We start from the raw sequence: 17,482 nt of genomic DNA on the forward strand, positions 1-17,482 counted from the left end.
AAGCTGGCTAGCATTGTTCCAACAATTACTGGAATGAAAGACGCAGTTAACGTATGTGGTCGAAGTAATCTCCACCACACATGGAAACCAGGTTTTTCATTCAGATGATTTGCTTTTTGCTCTGATTTACGTCCCATTTAACAAATCTCCTTGAATGTATATTTATAAGTACAACATTATAATTTTATTGAATAGTCATCAGCATGTCAATGTGTATCGTTTAATCGAATCAGAAAAAGGGAAGTTATTAAACACACTATTTCATTATTTTTTTGTTATACTAACATAAGGTTATTAATTTCAGGAAATGAAGAAAGGCATAATGATTCAACAGACCAGCATATCTGACAAAGAAAGTAATCTTTATTTCAAAATTACTTTATTTTGTACTATAATGGATATCGTTTATGAAACAATGCCCTATTATATTGGAGGGTTTTCGAATGATTGAGACAAAGGGAACAAATATAGAAGGTGCCCTGCAGGCAGCACTAGAACAAGTAAAACAAACGACATCACCTACCCTTGTTAGTATTACGGAACAAATTAACAAAGTAGATATACTATCATTTTTTCATGCAGGTAAGAAGCTTGTTAAAAATAGATCTTTCTGGTCGAATGCAGATAGGGATATTTTGTTTATAGGAGTTGGCAATGCCTATACAATAAAGGCAACAGAAAACTCTTATGATGTCACCAAAGCTGAATGGAATAACCTGATGAAAAGAACGATTATAAATAATCCATATAAAAATGCTTATACTGGACCAATTGCAATAGGCGGTTTTCCTTTCGATGAGGCAAATGACAGTTATGATTTATGGCAAGGTTTTGAAGGAAGCCAATTTCGTATCCCTCAATATATGTTATCAGTCGATAATGAAGAATATTATCTGACTGTAAACACGTGGATTGAGCAAAACAGTGATATTGAAAAGATAGCCAACATATTAAATGAGGAAAGCAATATACTGCTTCACTCTGCTTTCAAGCCTTCAGAAAAAAATCAGCTTCTTCTAAAATATGAGGTAGATCCAGATGAATGGAAACAGCTTGTTAGAAAAGTAACAGATTATATTGATAGCTCCACAGTTAATAAAGTTGTTTTAGCAAGGGAACTTCAAGTAGAACTGCTCCATCCATGCAATATAACTGATGTGTTGAAACAATTGCTTAGAAGGCAGCAGAACAGTTATGTTTTTGCATGGGAAACGGATGGTGCATGCTTCATAGGAGCATCACCGGAAAGATTAGTACAGGTTGAGGATGATCAATTATTATCCACATGTTTAGCAGGAACAGCGCCAAGGGGCAAAACAATGGAAGAAGATAATCAGATAAGTCAATCTCTATTACAAGATGAGAAAAATCGGGAAGAACATCAGATAGTTGTCAATATGATCAGAGATTCTGTCCTTTCCTATGCGAGACAAGTAAGAATTCCGGATCAACCCGTTATCTATCCATTACAAAACATGCAGCACTTATTTACACCGGTAAGAGCAGAATTAATGTTCGGCTATACTTTGCTGGATGTTGTTAAAAAGCTTCACCCGACTCCTGCGTTAAGCGGATTTCCGCAAAAGGAATCACTTGCTTTTATACGTGAGCATGAAACATTGGAACGCGGCTGGTATGGGGCACCGATCGGCTGGTTTGATCACAAATTTAACGGAGAATTTGCTGTGGCCATCCGCTCAGGTTTAATTCGGGAGGAAAAAGCGTCATTATTTGCTGGTTGCGGCATTGTAAAGGAATCAGATCCAGACTTGGAATATGAAGAAACAAAAATAAAATTCACTCCAATGTTAGAAGCGCTGGGAGGTTAAAGCATTGACTCATCAAATCAGATTAACAAGATATATGGCGAATTTTGTTGATCAAGTATATCAAAGTGGTGTCAGAAATGTGGTAATTTCTCCTGGTTCCAGATCTACTCCTCTTGCACTGACGTTTGCCGAATATGATAAATTTAAGTTATGGATAGATATTGATGAACGATCCGCGTCGTTTTTTGCTTTAGGTATAGCAAAAAAACAAAAAGAGCCTGTTGTCCTAGTTTGTACTTCAGGATCCGCGGCGGCTAACTATTATCCAGCAATTATCGAAGCCCATTACAGCAGGGTGCCATTAATTGTTTTAACAGCTGACCGCCCTCATGAACTGAGGGATGTTGGAGCACCACAGGCTATCGATCAACTCAAGTTGTATGGTGATTATGTTAAATGGTTTCATGAAATGGCTTTACCGAGTGATGCACCGAAAATGCTGAATTATGTAAGGAATCAAGCTGACAGAGCAGTCAGAACTGCTATCAAGCCGAATTTCGGTGTAGTTCATTTGAATTTTCCAATCCAGGAACCTTTGTTGCCTGACTTTAGCATTCCTGAAATATGGAATCATAAAAGTTCCACAACAATAGCGTTAGAGCCAAATTATCGGATCGATCAAACAGCTGTCAGGCAGCTAACGAAAATGATAGGGAATAACAAAAAAGGTATGCTTGTCTGCGGCCCTGACGATAAGAACGGTTTGGCAGATGCAATTATCAGGCTTGCCGAGGAGTGGAATATACCAGTATTGGCTGATCCACTTTCAAATTTAAGAAATGGCCCGCATTCAAAATCACATATTATCGATTGTTATGATAGTATATTAAAGTTACCTGAAGTGAGAGAATTGATTGATGTTGATTTTGTAATCAGAACAGGAGCGATGCCGATTTCCAAACCTTACTTACAGTTACTGCAGGAAAAAATGGATGTCGTTCATTTTATATTAGAGGAAGAAAATGGATACAGGGAACCAGTTGGTCTAAATACTCATTTTATTTACGGTAATCCTGTCCACTTGTTAAATGAACTGGCAAATGCAGAAATTACATGTGACCAGGCAAATCTAACAGCTTGGCAAACCTGGAATAAAACTGCCAAGGCCATATTAAGTGACAGGTCAAACGATAAAGAGTTAACAGAAGGACATGCTGTGCAAGGTATTCAGACCGCCATTCCAAATGATCATATCGTCTTTGTTGGTAACAGTATGCCAATCAGAGATATGGACAGTTTTTGGTTTGCTGAAGATAAAAATGTGGAAATTTATGCCAATCGCGGAACGAATGGTATTGATGGGATTATTTCAACAGCTGCCGGGATGAGTGCCACTGGGAATCATACTACATTACTGGTAGGTGATATTTCTTTTTTACATAGTATGAATGGATTGCTGTTGGCAAGAAAATATCAGCTGCCATTAACGATCGTTTTAGTTAATAATGATGGTGGCGGGATTTTTTCGTTTTTACCACAGGCAAAACAGCAAAGTCCTCATTATGAGCTGGTGTTCGGGACATCACAATCGATGGATATGGAAAAGCTTGCAATCGCATTTGATTTTACCTATTTCAGTGCAGGCAATTGGCAAGAATATATCGATTCACTTTCCCGATCTTATGAACAAAAGGGATTATCAATTATTGAAATTAAAACAGTCCGCACCCAAAATGTTCTATGGCATCAGCAAAAATGGAATGCTATTGGTGAGAAAATAATAAACCAAATCAAAGGTAATGAAGATGTACTATAAGGTAAATGATAATAGTTATTGGGTAGAGACGTATGGAAATGGCGAACCTGTCATCATGTTGCATGGCTTTACTGGCTCTGTACAAACTTGGTATAGTATAAAGGATATGCTTCTTGAGAATTATCAAGTAATTTTAATTGAATTGCCGGGACATGGCAGAACCGAGGCAGTAGTAGATTCCATGAAAGCGTGCTGTCATGATTTAGCTGTACTATTTAAACAAATGAACCTCTCTGAATTTCACTTATTGGGTTACTCAATGGGAGGAAGAACAGCGTTAGCATTTACCATTTATTATCCGCACTTTGTCAAAACCCTCTTGCTGGAAAGTGCAACAGCGGGAATAGAGGATAAAACGACTAAAAAAGACCGTGTATTGCATGATCACAATCTTGCTTCCTATATATTGCGAAACTCATTAGAAGATTTTATTAATAAATGGGAAAAAACACCTTTATTCGCAACACAATTGCAATTACCAACAAATGTTAAGGCAAAGATCCGAAAAGAACGTTTAATGCAGACAAAGGAAGGTTTAGCGTCTTCTTTACAGACAATGGGTACAGGTTCTATGCCTTCCTTTTGGGAAACACTTCCGCAAATTATTTGTGAAGTTTGTATTATTGTTGGAGCAGATGATAAAAAGTTTGTACAAATAGGTAAAAGAATGAAACAAATGCTTGTAAACAGTGAACTGAGAATAGTACAAAACAGTGGTCATGCAATTCATGTGGAACAAACAGAGATTTTTGGTACAATAGTAAATGAATTTATATCAAGAAGGAGGACATCACATGTCAATTGAATGGGTAAGTAAACACAATTATGAAGATATTCTTTATGAAACATATAATGGTATCGCAAAAATAACGATAAACAGACCAGAGGTGCACAATGCGTTTCGTCCACAGACAGTAAATGAGTTAATAGATGCTTTTACATATGCAAGAGATGATTCAAGCATTGGTGTGATCGTGTTAGCAGGAGCTGGAGACAAAGCTTTTTGTTCAGGCGGTGACCAAAAGGTTCGAGGTCACGGTGGATATGTAGGAGAAGACGAGATTCCCCGTCTAAATGTATTAGATTTACAACGATTAATTCGAGTTATCCCTAAACCTGTTGTTGCAATGGTTTCAGGGTATGCGATTGGTGGAGGGCATGTGCTTCATGTTGTCTGTGACTTAACAATTGCTGCAGATAATGCTATTTTCGGTCAAACTGGTCCTAAAGTCGGCAGTTTTGATGCAGGATATGGTGCTGGATTACTGGCACGTATTGTAGGGCATAAGAAAGCAAGGGAAATATGGTATCTGTGTCGTCAATACAATGCGCAGGAAGCATTAGACATGGGACTTGTCAACACAGTCGTTCCTTTAGATAAACTGGAAGAAGAAACAGTACAATGGTGTGAAGAAATGTTAGAAAAATCACCAACAGCGCTTCGCTTCCTGAAAGCATCTTTCAATGCAGATACAGATGGACTAGCAGGCTTACAGCAAATGGGCGGTGATGCAACATTGCTTTACTATACAACAGATGAAGCAAAAGAAGGCCGAGACGCTTTCAAAGAAAAACGCAAACCAGACTTCAAAAAATTCCCGCGTTTCCCTTAATGTAAAAATGTTAATGACCAATGCCAAGTGTATTGGTCATTTTCCTATTAGATGAAAAAACAAGAGGTTGTGATGTTGATGGGTTCATTAATATACTAATTGTATGCAGCGGGAAATTGCCGCTCGGAAAAACACTCGATTTCATCTAAAGGCATCAATGCGACATCTGCTCAAGCAACATACACTTGAGTAGTGTCTTCTCCTGTAATGGGATCGGAGGCTCGACAGGCGTCCATGGAACGCGCAGTTAATTTACGGATATTTACTCACAATTAGAATTAGACAATTTCCCATCCTTAATTCCCTTTCATGCAATACATGATTTACCTGAAGGAGGTAGGATAATGGAGGCGGTTATGGAGCATTGGCTGTCAAAACGTGCTGCTTTAAGTCCTGATACATTGGCAGTTGAAACAGCAGAGGGCGATAGCTGGACTTTTATACAGTTATATGATGAGTCCGTTTTATTTGCTAAGAAACTTGCAAACTATACTGATCCGAAGCAGCATGTCGGAATTTTATCTAACAATTCACTGGATATGATCATCGCATTTTTTGCCTGTACATACTTAGAAATACCAGTCGTCTTGCTCAATACACGTTTGACCAATGTGGAAATAAAAAAACAATGTGAATCGGCAGATGTTACTCTGATTCTGACAACAAATACATTGAAGGAAAAAGCAGTCTCCACTGCAGTTTCTGTCAATACATTTACAGAAATACATCAGTCAGATCCTGAGTCAGTCCGGATTACACATACAATAAAAATGGATCAGCTTTGCACGATGATGTTTACATCTGGAACTACAGGTACAGCCAAAGCAGTTATGCACCAATTTTCGAACCATTGGTCAAGTGCCATTGCTTCAGCATTAAACTTAAGTCTGTTACCAACAGATAAATGGCTCGCATGTTTACCGTTATTTCATATCGGCGGCTTATCAATCATATTAAAAGGTGTTATTTATGGTATGCCGGTATACTTACTGGAGAAATTCGATGAACAGCTTGTACACAAAGCTATTATTAATAACGGAGTTTCGATTGTATCCGTTGTGTCTGTAACGTGTTCTCGCTTATTAGAAAAATCAGGTGATGAAAAATATCCGGAGAGCTTCCGTTGTATGCTCCTTGGGGGAGGACCGGCACCACGTTCATTGTTGGAAAAAGCAAAACATAAAGGTGTACCAATTGTACAGACATATGGGATGACAGAAACATCTTCCCAAATTGCTACACTTAACGCCAATGATGCCATACGTAAAAACGGCTCAGCAGGTCAAGCATTATTTTCAGCAAGTTTGGAAATAAGGAAAGAAGGAAAACAATTACCACCAATGGAGATTGGAGAAATTACGGTTAGGGGTCCGATGGTTACATCGGGCTATTATAAGCGGGAAGATGCTAATAAGGCAGCTTTTACAGATGGCTGGCTATCAACAGGTGACTTAGGTTATAAGGATGAGGAAGGGTTTCTTTATGTAGTTGATCGAAGAAGTGACTTAATTATATCTGGTGGAGAGAATATCTATCCTGCTGAGATTGAGGACTGTCTATTAACGATGTCGGCAATCGCAGAAGCAGGAGTTGCAGGACGGCCCGATTCTTATTGGGGACAGATTCCCGTTGCTTTTGTCGTAAAGGCTGATTCTGCATTAACTGATAATATGGTGAAAGAACACTGTGAAAAATTGTTAGCACCTTATAAAGTGCCAAAGCAGATCTATTTTGTTGAATCACTGCCACGCAATGCGACAAAGAAAATACAACGCCATAAGTTAATGGATTGGATAAATTAATTAATAATGATTCTCAAAGTAATTGACTTTTATTTGTATAACCAATAAACTAGAAGTTAGATAAGTAGATGAAAAGTAAAGACACCCGCATACGAATGAACGCAATTAAGGGAGAGATTCCGAAATGGAAACATTAGTGGCGAAAGATTTAACATTAGGCTATGGTGACGAAATTATTATAGATGCATTAGATATTACCATCCCTAAAGGGGAGATTACTGTCTTCATTGGCGGGAATGGTTGTGGGAAGTCGACATTACTAAGATCATTAGCCCGTTTGTTAAAACCAAAACAAGGGGATGTTGTGCTGAATGGTAAGGATATAGCCAAGATTCCAACAAAAGATGTTGCAAAGCAATTAGCTATATTGCCACAAAGTCCATCAAGCCCTGAAGGTTTAACGGTGGAGGAATTAGTTCGTCAAGGCCGACATCCATATAAAACAATGTTTAAAAGATGGTCCACTGAGGATGAGCAAGCAGTAAATGAAGCTTTAGATGCAACCAACATGGCTGACCTTAAGGAGCGTACAGTTGATTCACTGTCAGGCGGACAACGTCAGAGGGCATGGATCGCTATGACACTGGCTCAAGGGACAGATACCATCCTGCTAGATGAACCAACAACCTATTTAGATATGACACACCAAATTGAAATATTAGATTTACTGTTTGAACTAAATGAAAAAAGAAACAGTACCATTGTTATGGTATTGCATGATTTAAATCTGGCTTGTCGCTATGCTCATCATATTGTAGCAATTAAAGATAAAAAAGTATATGAACAAGGAAAGCCGGAAGAAATTATAAGCGGCGGCTTAGTAAAAGAAGTATTTCAAATGAATTGTGATGTCACTTTTGATCCGATGTTCGGTACACCAATGTGTATTCCGCATGGAAGAGGCCGTTGTTTGATTAAGCAGGCAGTAGAAGAAGCCAAAAACCATAAATTACAAACAGTATAGTATGATAAAGTCCTTTATCCTGTATGGAATAAAGGGCTTTTTTGTATTTTTTACTTGTTAATACACAAACTATCGCCAAGAGGTGAACATTATGGAGAAGAAAAAATACTATGTCAATATCGGCACCCAAGAAATATCACAAATTCCTTATGGAACAAATGCTGAATTTGTAATTTATGCAAATGATGAAGAAATCTTTTTATTAAGAGAAAAATTTAATGAGATACGTGATGCGGATTTGAGTTCATATGTTCGTGCCCATATTCCTTTTATCCCATATCACAATGATCCGCAGAATGATGACTATGACAGTGGAATAAAAGGGGCTTATCAAATGATTTACAATCTTGCTGATTCCGCAACAAAAACAGCAATGGATGATGCAAATATCGGAAAAGAAATTTAAGTAAAACGAAACTTTCCCTCCCGCTGATACGTCTATATAGTAAAGAGATGTTTAAAAGATCGTAATTAAGGAAAATGATAAATATAGAGGTTGGGAGGGGAATAAAATGAAAAAGGTTATTACATTATTAACAATTGGTATATTATTTGGTTTTTCAGCAATTATATTTCAACAAATCCAGGCAGATGAAACAGTCAGAACTAATGAAGTAAATTATGCACAAAAACAAGTAATACCGACCACTCTAGGCTCTGATAATATTGAGATTCTGCAAAGTAAGGGAACACTTACAGATGAACAGATTGCAGCAATGATGAAGCAGTTTATGGATACATTAGTTCAAGAAATAGATGATCATTACCGTGTCATACGATTTGACACAAAAGAAGCTCTTATAAAAGAGTTTGAATCGATCGCAACGAAAGAAGTAGTCAAGCCATATGTCGATTATTATTTTGAAGAGAAAGATAATAAGCTATTTATATTACCAACTGAAACTCCAGCATGGTTTATTGAAGGCAAAGACTATAAAAGAAATGTTATCAGTGACCAGAAAGTTGAAATTACACAATCGAATGAAACAGCTTTGTATGGTCCTTATACCATTAATGTAACTTTTGAAAAAATGGAAGGGCAATGGAAGATTACAAAAATTAGCCATTGAGATACATTCTAGGTACAATATACTTATGAAAATATTTAATGACTATTATAATAATCAAGTTAAATTATCGTTTTTTGATCAGCCATTCGAGCTTCACCCGAAACATGTCTGGGTTATCTGCCGTTACCAATCCAAATGGTTATTAACAAGACATCTGGAACGTGGGTTGGAGTTTCCAGGCGGCAAAGTTGAAAAGGATGAATCGGCAAAAGCTGCTGCGATCAGGGAAGTGAAAGAGGAGACAGGCGGAGAAATTGAATCTATTCAATATATTGGTCAGTATTTTGTCACTGGACGTAAAGACCAATTAGCAAAAAATATATATTTTGCTGAAATTAAATCATTAAAGAAGCAATCCACATATATGGAGACCGCCGGACCAGTGCTTCTGGAAAAACTTCCCGAAAACATACGAATAAATGAATCATTTAGCTTTATTATGAAAGATGATGTGTTAACACATAGCTTGGAAATAATTAATGAACATTTCGTTAATAGCTAACCTTCTTGCAGGGTTAGCTATATTGTCTTTGACTAGCAGAAAGCTAGCAGAAAGTAATTGACTTTACATAATGGTTTAAGGTACGATATAGACTATAATTAGGGTATAGTGTATGGTTTAAATCATCTATTGTGAGAAGATGGAATGGATAAATATCCAATTAATTAAATCTGTTTAATCACCAATTTTCTCAGAGTATGAGAGAAATATACAGTCAATAATAATGTGCTTTAATATATATGATAGTATTAAATGGAGAAGCGCTATAACTAATTGGTATGTTTTTTATGGAAGTTTTAAGGAGGATATAGTAAAGATGGTGCAAAATAGACGCTTATTTACATCAGAATCAGTAACAGAAGGACATCCAGATAAAATTTGTGATCAGATCTCTGATGCGATTTTAGATGAAATTGTTAAAAATGATCCAAATGCTCGTGTAGCATGTGAAACTACAGTAACAACAGGGTTAGTACTCGTATCTGGTGAGATTACAACAAATACGTATGTTGATATTCCAAAAATTGTCCGGAACACAATAAAGGAAATAGGTTATACAAGAGCAAAATACGGTTTTGATGCGGAAACATGCGGTGTTTTAACTGCAATTGACGAACAATCTGCCGATATTGCCGGCGGTGTCAACACTGCTCTAGAGGCGAGAGAGGGCAAAATGAGTAATGATGAGATTGAAGCAATCGGTGCTGGTGACCAAGGACTAATGTTTGGTTATGCTAACAATGAAACCCCGGAATTAATGCCATTACCAATTAGTTTAGCACATAAATTAGCAAAGCAACTGACAGATGTCAGAAAAGATGGTGTATTAGGATATTTACGTCCTGATGGTAAGACACAAGTAACAGTTGAATATGATGAGAATGATAAACCTGTTCGTATTGATACAATAGTAATATCAACTCAACATCATCAAGATATCACCCTTGAACAAATTCAGGAAGATATTAAAGAAAAGGTTATTCTTCCAATTGTTCCTTCTGAATTATTAGATGCGGAAACTAAATATTTTATTAACCCAACTGGCCGCTTTGTTATCGGCGGGCCTCAAGGTGATGCAGGGCTTACTGGCCGTAAAATTATTGTAGATACGTACGGCGGATATGCACGCCATGGTGGTGGTGCATTTAGTGGGAAAGATGCAACAAAAGTAGATCGATCTGCTGCCTATGCTGCTCGTTATGTTGCGAAAAATATTGTTGCTGCCGGTTTAGCAGATGCATGTGAAGTGCAATTTGCCTATGCCATTGGGGTAGCACAACCTGTATCTATTTCCATTAATACATTTGGAACAGGGAAATATTCCGAAGAAGATTTAGTTGCAGCTGTTCGTGAGAATTTTGATCTGCGTCCAGCTGGAATTATTAAAATGCTTGACCTTAGACGACCAATCTATCGTCAGACAGCAGCTTACGGACATTTCGGCCGTACAGATGTGGAATTTCCTTGGGAACAAACAGATCGTGTAGAAGAATTACAATCTTACTTGTCAAAAGCATAAATAACATTTAAAATTATATAGTTGAGATACATTGGTCAAGTGCCTGAGTGTACTTGGCTTTTTCTCTTATTTTGAAAGAATGTATGAATACAGCTACATAACGAAACAAAAAAAGGAAGGAACCAATATATTATGTGTGGATTTGTCGGTATTATTAAGTCCGAAAACAAAGTTTGGCAAGAGCAGGAAGTCAAAAGATTTGAAGAACGAAATAAAGCAATCTACCATCGAGGTCCAGATGATGAAGGGTATTATGAAGATGATCATGTTCTCTTTGGTTTTCGCAGATTAAGTATTATTGACATTGAAAGTGGCCATCAACCATTCACTTACAATGATGATCAATATTGGATGGTTTTTAATGGCGAGGTTTATAACTATATTGAATTAAGAGATAAATTAAAACAGAAAAATTATCAGTTTACGACAGACTCGGATACAGAAGTAATCCTGGCAATGTTTCAGGAATATGGAGTAGAAGCATTTAAACAGCTTCGCGGCATGTTCTCTATCTTAATCCTGGATAAGCAGGATCAAACTGTTTATGGTGCAAGAGATCCTTTTGGTATTAAGCCGCTATTTTACAAAAAATCGGATGAAGGTATTTATTTTGCTTCAGAGAAAAAGAGTTTGTTAGCGGATATTGGTGAAAGTGTTGACCATGAAGCATTGCAACATTATTTAAGCTTTCAATATGTTCCGGAACCACTTACAATGAATGAAAAGATCAAAAAAGTAGAGCCGGGTCACTTTTTTGTGAAACGGTTAAATGAGGAAATTACTTTCCATCGTTATTTCCATGCCACATTCCAGCCAGTTCAGCAAGAGAAAACAGCATTAATAAAAAAAATTCAGGATGTTATGTTTGATTCTGTCAATGTTCACATGCGCAGTGATGTACCTGTAGGATCTTTCTTATCAGGTGGAATTGATTCATCCTTAATCGTAGCAATAGCAAAAGAATTTAATCCGAATATTAAAACATTCTCCGTTGGATTTGAACAAGAAGGGTATTCAGAGGTAGATGTGGCGAAAGAAACGGCAGATAAGTTAAATGTAGACAACTATTCTTATATCATTTCTCCTGAAGAATATGTTGCAAAACTTCCGAAAATATTGTGGCACTTAGATGATCCGTTAGCAGATCCAGCATGTGTACCACTTTACTTTGTTGCCCGTGAAGCGAAAAAACATGTGACGGTAGTATTATCAGGAGAAGGATCTGATGAGTTATTTGGCGGATACAATATTTACCGTGAACCAGAATCATTAAAAATGTTTCAATCTATCCCGACACCAGCAAAAGACTTACTTGCTAAAGTAGCACAAGTATTACCAGAAGGGGTAAGAGGGAAGAGTTTCTTAGAAAGAGGAACTACTCCACTAAGGGAACGTTATATCGGCAATGCCAAAATGTTTGAGGAGAAAGAAAAGCAAAATATATTAAAGACTCATAATCATCAAACTGCTTACCAGCAAATAACTGCACCTTTATATCAGCAGGTGCAAATGACAGACCCGGTTAACCAAATGCAATATGTTGATATTCATACATGGTTACGTGGCGATATTTTACTTAAAGCAGATAAGATGACAATGGCCCATTCATTGGAGTTAAGAGTACCATTTTTAGATAAGGAAGTATTCCGTATAGCCAGTGAAATTCCTGTTGATATGAAAATCGCAGAAGGTACGACTAAGCATATCTTGCGCCTTGCATCAAGAGGAATCGTACCAGATCATATATTAGACCGAAAGAAACTTGGATTCCCTGTACCAATTCGTCATTGGCTTAAAAATGAATTGAACGGCTGGGCAAACCAATTAATTAATGAAAGTCAGACAGATCATTTATTAAATAAACAAGTTATTAAACAGTTATTGGAAGATCACTGTGCTGGTAAAGCAGACAATAGCCGGAAATTGTGGACGGTGTTTATGTTTATGTTATGGCATCAGATTTATATGGAAAACAAATTCGATATTGAGAAATTAAAAAATGAAGACAAAACAGAAAGCAAGCTAGCTCAGGTCAACGACTGATTGAAATAGCTTGCTTGCCCATTTGCTCCCATGCAGCGATAAACGCCTGCTTGGGGGCTTTCTTTTGTTTTCCGTCATATGGATCATTAAAATAGATAAAGTTATGATCATATCCTGTTACAAGCACAGCATGTAACTTTTTCGTTATTTTAACAGGTCCGTTTGGTGTTTGCCATATTTGGAAAGAGGAAGCCGGTAATGGCTGATAAGTTATATTTGTAATTGCTAATACAGGTTCCCCGCTAGAAACAGACGCCATCATTGACTGAAAACTTTGTCCTGTTAAATCTATTGCATTTTCGCCGGCATAATGCTTTGCGAGTTCATAGAGTGGCTGGTGATAGACACCTAACCCTGGCTGATGAAAGCTGTACATATCACCGACAAACCCTGTATTTGGATCACCGAAATAAATTATGCCATTCTTTTTTTCATAAGGTGTGTTATCTCTTTTTAATTCTTTTGCTAAGGTCAGTTTGTCTGTATCAATGTCATGGTATTGCAGGAGCATCGTTAAAGATGTCACTTCACAACCACGAGGAAGTTCGGGAAATTGTTTGATGACAGGTGCTTCCAGCTTTATCTCTGGTTTCAATTTACGATGAAGCGAGTTTCGGATAACAGAATGAGAATCAGGTGCTCTGTTGTCACTTATTGCTGCCAGAACCCACGTATAATCTGCTGTATAGATTAAATAGCTGCCGACACTAATGCTGACAGAGCCAAATAACAGAATATATGTAAAAGCCATATATTGGAATATTCTTTTGCTCATCCGCTTGTAATAATAGAGAAGAAAAGAAAACATGATGATTGATATGATAAATAGAGTGATAAGCATTTTTTTCTCCTGTAAGGGTATTATTTCATTGTCAGATTCTTTTTATATTCGATGCCTTTTTGAACATATTCCTGCTGGATACGTTGCATCTCCTCAATGTCTTTATCGGATAATTTTCTGATTACTTTAGCTGGTCTGCCAAAAGCAAGTGCTCCTGGTGGAATCTTTTTTCCTTGAGCTACTAAACTGCCTGCACCGATAAAGGCACCTTCTCCTATCTCGGCACCATCAAGTATAATTGATCCCATACCAACGAGTGCGTTTCTGCGAATAATAGCGGAATGTAAAGTCACTTGATGGCCAATAGTAACAAAATCCTCGACAATTAACGGCTTATTTGGGCTTTGATGTAATAAGGATAAATCTTGTATATTAGAATAAGCTCCAATGCGGACTGGAGCCACATCCCCTCTGATAACTGTTTTAAACCAGACACTTGAAAAGGCTCCAATCTCTACATCACCAGTAATAACTGTATCAGGTGCGATAAATGCTTCGGGATCAATAAATGGGGTATTGCCTCTATATTCTAAGATCATTTAACTTCCCTCCTGCTAAATAGTTAATATTATGATATCATATAGAATAGGGAAAAAATATGAAAGTATTAGACAAAGTGAGGGAATTATCTTGGCCAGTAAAATCCCAGCAAATGCTCCTTTATTAATGAAAGATGTTTATCAAAAAATATTTCCGCAAGTGAATAGAGAGTTAAACTACTGGAAAGAAAGAGCGAGTGAGATTCCGAATCCCGAATTACGGACACAAGCTTTAGCCAGTATCCAAGATAAAAAGTTTCACTGTCAAGGTGGAAGTGTTTACAGTGTTCTGGCGGGGGACAGCTGGAAAGAAGCAATAAGGTTTATTGTTGCATATCAAACAATTAGTGACTATTTGGATAATTTATGTGATCGCAGTACATCACTGGATCCAGAGGATTTTCGTTTATTGCATCAATCTATGGAAGATGCATTAACCCCTCATAACCAGGTGAAAAATTATTATAAACTCCGCGAAGAACAAGATGATGGGGATTATCTGATTGACTTAGTAATCACATGTCAGAATGTATTAAGGCGGGTTGATAATTTTAATGTAATTGGAAAATATATGCTCGAACTAGAAGCATTGTACAGCGATCTTCAAGTACATAAACATGTGAAACATGAAGAGAGAATACCAAGGCTTGAGGAATGGTTTCATTTATACCAACAGAAATGGCCAATGCTAAGCTGGTATGAATTTTCTGCATGTACTGGATCCACATTAGGTATTTTTTGTATCACATCTTATGCATTAAATGGAAATATGAATGAAGAATTAGCGAAAAGAATTTATGATAGTTATTTTCCTTATTTGCAAGGTTTACATATTATGCTTGATTATTTTATTGATCAGGAAGAGGATCGTATCGAAGGTGACTTGAATTTCTGTAATTATTACCAAAATGAACAGGAACTGGAAAAAAGGTTAATTTACTTTGTAGAGCAAACAAATGAGCAAATAAAGAATTTACCTGATCAGACATTTCATGAAATGATACAGCATGGTTTAGTTGGTCTGTATTTAGCTGACCCTAAAGTAAAAAAAATGAACAAAGCCTATGAAACTGCTAAAAGGTTAATGAAGGCCAGTGGGCGGAAGTCACAATTTTTCCACTGGAACATCAGGTTATATAATCGATTAGCAGGAAAATACTAAGTGAATGAAAAGCTTGGCAGTACCAAGCTTTTTTTGTTTTAAAAAAATTTCTTGAGATATTTCTCGGGAAATATAAAGTCATGTTATGAAATTTGGAAATTTATCCTATTGATTTCTGTATATATTTGTTATGATAAATATAATACTACTGAATTAAACAAGATTAGAAGGTTATACAAGTGAGATTACCAAAAGAAAAGAGGGGATTTGATGGGTTTACCTAAGTGTGTTCATTGCCATACAAAATTCAGATGGAAATTAATCTTCCATTCTTTTGTTTTTGCTTACCATCCAGTCAAATGTGAAAATTGCCTGAAAGAGAATAAAGTCAAGCTTAGCTCAAGATTTTTGGTTGCCTTCTTGTTGGTGTTTATCCTTTATACAGTCGGTTTCTCTTCAATGGCATTGTCACCGGATCTTATGTCGACATTGATTATAATGATGATCACTGGTGGATTATTTCTCTTCGTCTGTCCATTTATTGTCAGATATAGATAATAAGAGAAGGTTTGGATATTCCAAAAAGAATTTCATCAGGCTATGAACAGGTATTCCATGCAATGTAAGCCATACATAGAGATCACAAAGGAATTTAGTTACCTTGTGTCTCTACCTAAAAAGTTATCCTTAATAACATGGCTTCACTTTCTTCAGTTTCCCAATTATGTCCATTTATTAATGGAAGGTAATCTCTTTGATTTTTTCCACAGCAACGATAAATGGTGGCTGGTTTTTCTGGTTAATAAACTGGTATTGCAGCACTTGATAATATTGTTGATCCAAGTCATTGCAATATGTTAATAATTGATTTTTCTCTTCAGCGCCACCTTGATGCCCATGATAGACAACAAGTACGATTCTTCCGCCAATTTTTAATCTGCCCATAATGGACTCGACTGCTTTTATAGTAGATAAAGGCTTTGTTACAATCGAATGATCACCTTTAGGCAAATATCCTAGGTTAAAGATCGCACCAGCAATCTTTTCGTCAGCAGGAATATATTTATCCATTGACTCATGCCCATCGTGGATAAGTGTCACATTTTCCTTACTCTCTGCTTCGATTCTTTTGGTTGTATTTTCTATCGCTGCTTCCTGTATGTCAAACCCATAGACTTTTCCTTGTTTACCAACTAACTTGCTTAAAAACAGCGTATCATTGCCATTTCCGCATGTTGCGTCAATGACTGTATTTCCATCTGAAATAATTTCTGATAATAATTGATGTGAAAAGGGTATAATTGCTTTCATTTTTTTACTCCTGACATTTATTATATTAAGGCTATTTTAACAAAAATATTCGCATCCGTGTATGGATTTTTAATCTTGACCCAAACTAATCCAGAGGTGATGAATATGACAACACGAGATTCAATTGAGAATTTACTTATAGAAGGACAACATATTATACAGCAAGCAGAAGAACAATTAGGACAGTCGAATCGAAATCATTTTGTAATGAATGAAGATTACAGAAATGCGCATTTAGAGTTAGAAAAGCTGGCCCAGAGTATTAATCGAGTAATGAACAGTGCGAATGCGCAACAAAGAGATCAGCTTCATCGATTTCAGCTTGTGGTTAATGAAAAGTTAAATGATATGATATTGGATCAAATTGATGTGACAAAATTTGAATAGCAGAAGTTACCTCTATGATGAGGTAGCTTTTTTATATTGCTTATTTTTATGTATTAGTGTACTATGTAAATAGTACACTAATACATAAGCGAGGTAGTTCACATGCAATTTATCGGTTTATGGAAAAAAGAAATGGCAATGATGCGGGGATTTCATATTATTACTTCTCTGTTATTGTTAGGAATCATTGTTTGGGCCATCATT

Annotated in this window: 17 protein-coding genes and 1 pseudogene; 14 read left to right on the forward strand and 4 right to left on the reverse strand. The window is 36.6% G+C overall.

The features are described from left to right. Positions 1-137 (reverse strand): annotated as a pseudogene (locus F9U64_RS23055) (1,4-dihydroxy-2-naphthoate polyprenyltransferase); the annotation flags it as partial. 306 nt (positions 138-443) lie between these two features. On the opposite strand from F9U64_RS23055, the gene F9U64_RS13215 reads away from it, so the two are divergent. From F9U64_RS13215 to asnB, 11 genes are all read left to right on the forward strand, one after another. Continuing rightward, positions 444-1,829 carry an isochorismate synthase gene (locus tag F9U64_RS13215; protein ID WP_153404294.1) on the forward strand — a complete coding sequence of 462 codons (1,386 nt, stop codon included), beginning with the start codon at positions 444-446 and terminating at the stop codon, positions 1,827-1,829. A gap of 4 nt (positions 1,830-1,833) precedes the next feature. Further along, the gene (menD, locus tag F9U64_RS13220; protein ID WP_153404297.1) at positions 1,834-3,585 is read left to right on the forward strand and encodes a 2-succinyl-5-enolpyruvyl-6-hydroxy-3-cyclohexene-1-carboxylic-acid synthase; all 1,752 of its coding nucleotides are present in this window, start codon (positions 1,834-1,836) and stop codon (positions 3,583-3,585) included. After that, positions 3,575-4,390, forward strand: coding sequence for a 2-succinyl-6-hydroxy-2,4-cyclohexadiene-1-carboxylate synthase (gene menH, locus F9U64_RS13225; protein ID WP_153404299.1), 816 nt, complete (start codon positions 3,575-3,577; stop codon positions 4,388-4,390). Before menD ends, menH begins: the two co-directional genes overlap by 11 nt. Next, positions 4,380-5,198, forward strand: coding sequence for a 1,4-dihydroxy-2-naphthoyl-CoA synthase (menB, locus tag F9U64_RS13230; protein WP_153404302.1), 819 nt, complete (start codon positions 4,380-4,382; stop codon positions 5,196-5,198). The genes menH and menB overlap by 11 nt, the downstream gene beginning before the upstream one ends. A gap of 344 nt (positions 5,199-5,542) precedes the next feature. Continuing rightward, complete coding sequence (locus F9U64_RS13235) at positions 5,543-7,000, forward strand: o-succinylbenzoate--CoA ligase (protein ID WP_153404305.1); 1,458 nt, start codon at positions 5,543-5,545, stop codon at positions 6,998-7,000. 124 nt (positions 7,001-7,124) lie between these two features. Beyond that, entirely contained in the window at positions 7,125-7,964 is an 840-nt protein-coding gene (locus F9U64_RS13240) for an ABC transporter ATP-binding protein (RefSeq protein WP_153404308.1), read from the forward strand. 91 nt (positions 7,965-8,055) lie between these two features. After that, positions 8,056-8,370 (forward strand): hydrolase, encoded by a 315-nt coding sequence (locus F9U64_RS13245; protein WP_153404310.1) that lies wholly within the window; start codon positions 8,056-8,058, stop codon positions 8,368-8,370. 106 nt (positions 8,371-8,476) lie between these two features. Continuing rightward, complete coding sequence (locus F9U64_RS13250) at positions 8,477-9,034, forward strand: hypothetical protein (protein ID WP_153404313.1); 558 nt, start codon at positions 8,477-8,479, stop codon at positions 9,032-9,034. Positions 9,035-9,059: 25 nt separating this feature from the next. Then, a complete protein-coding gene (gene ytkD, locus F9U64_RS13255; RefSeq protein ID WP_153404316.1) occupies positions 9,060-9,536 on the forward strand; it encodes an RNA deprotection pyrophosphohydrolase in 477 nt (158 codons plus the stop codon). A gap of 316 nt (positions 9,537-9,852) precedes the next feature. After that, the gene (gene metK / locus F9U64_RS13260) at positions 9,853-11,055 is read left to right on the forward strand and encodes a methionine adenosyltransferase (protein WP_153404319.1); all 1,203 of its coding nucleotides are present in this window, start codon (positions 9,853-9,855) and stop codon (positions 11,053-11,055) included. A 132-nt stretch (positions 11,056-11,187) separates the two neighbouring features. Next, positions 11,188-13,098, forward strand: coding sequence for an asparagine synthase (glutamine-hydrolyzing) (gene asnB / locus F9U64_RS13265; protein ID WP_153404323.1), 1,911 nt, complete (start codon positions 11,188-11,190; stop codon positions 13,096-13,098). Here asnB and F9U64_RS13270 read toward each other — a convergent pair. After that, a complete protein-coding gene (locus F9U64_RS13270) occupies positions 13,088-13,939 on the reverse strand; it encodes a C39 family peptidase (RefSeq protein ID WP_153404325.1) in 852 nt (283 codons plus the stop codon). The genes asnB and F9U64_RS13270 overlap by 11 nt on opposite strands. 20 nt (positions 13,940-13,959) lie before the next feature. Next, entirely contained in the window at positions 13,960-14,478 is a 519-nt protein-coding gene (locus F9U64_RS13275) for a gamma carbonic anhydrase (RefSeq protein ID WP_153404327.1), read from the reverse strand. Positions 14,479-14,569: 91 nt separating this feature from the next. Here F9U64_RS13275 and F9U64_RS13280 point away from each other — a divergent pair, with 91 nt between their 5' ends. Both F9U64_RS13280 and F9U64_RS23605 read left to right on the forward strand, forming a co-directional pair. Beyond that, positions 14,570-15,640: a tetraprenyl-beta-curcumene synthase family protein gene (locus F9U64_RS13280; protein ID WP_323125853.1), complete on the forward strand. Its 1,071-nt coding sequence runs from the start codon at positions 14,570-14,572 to the stop codon at positions 15,638-15,640. Between the two features lie 210 nt (positions 15,641-15,850). Beyond that, positions 15,851-16,138 carry a TIGR04104 family putative zinc finger protein gene (locus F9U64_RS23605; RefSeq protein WP_153404333.1) on the forward strand — a complete coding sequence of 96 codons (288 nt, stop codon included), beginning with the start codon at positions 15,851-15,853 and terminating at the stop codon, positions 16,136-16,138. 177 nt (positions 16,139-16,315) lie between these two features. Here the strand turns inward: F9U64_RS23605 and F9U64_RS13290 are convergent, their stop codons facing one another. Beyond that, complete coding sequence (locus F9U64_RS13290) at positions 16,316-16,891, reverse strand: tRNA 5-(aminomethyl)-2-thiouridylate-methyltransferase MnmM (RefSeq protein ID WP_153404336.1); 576 nt, start codon at positions 16,889-16,891, stop codon at positions 16,316-16,318. 105 nt (positions 16,892-16,996) lie between these two features. Here F9U64_RS13290 and F9U64_RS13295 point away from each other — a divergent pair, with 105 nt between their 5' ends. Further along, a complete protein-coding gene (locus F9U64_RS13295) occupies positions 16,997-17,278 on the forward strand; it encodes a DUF2524 family protein (RefSeq protein WP_153404339.1) in 282 nt (93 codons plus the stop codon). Positions 17,279-17,482 lie beyond the last annotated feature (204 nt).

Source organism: Gracilibacillus oryzae, from assembly GCF_009498735.1.
Taxonomy (GTDB): domain Bacteria; phylum Bacillota; class Bacilli; order Bacillales; family Amphibacillaceae; genus Gracilibacillus; species Gracilibacillus oryzae.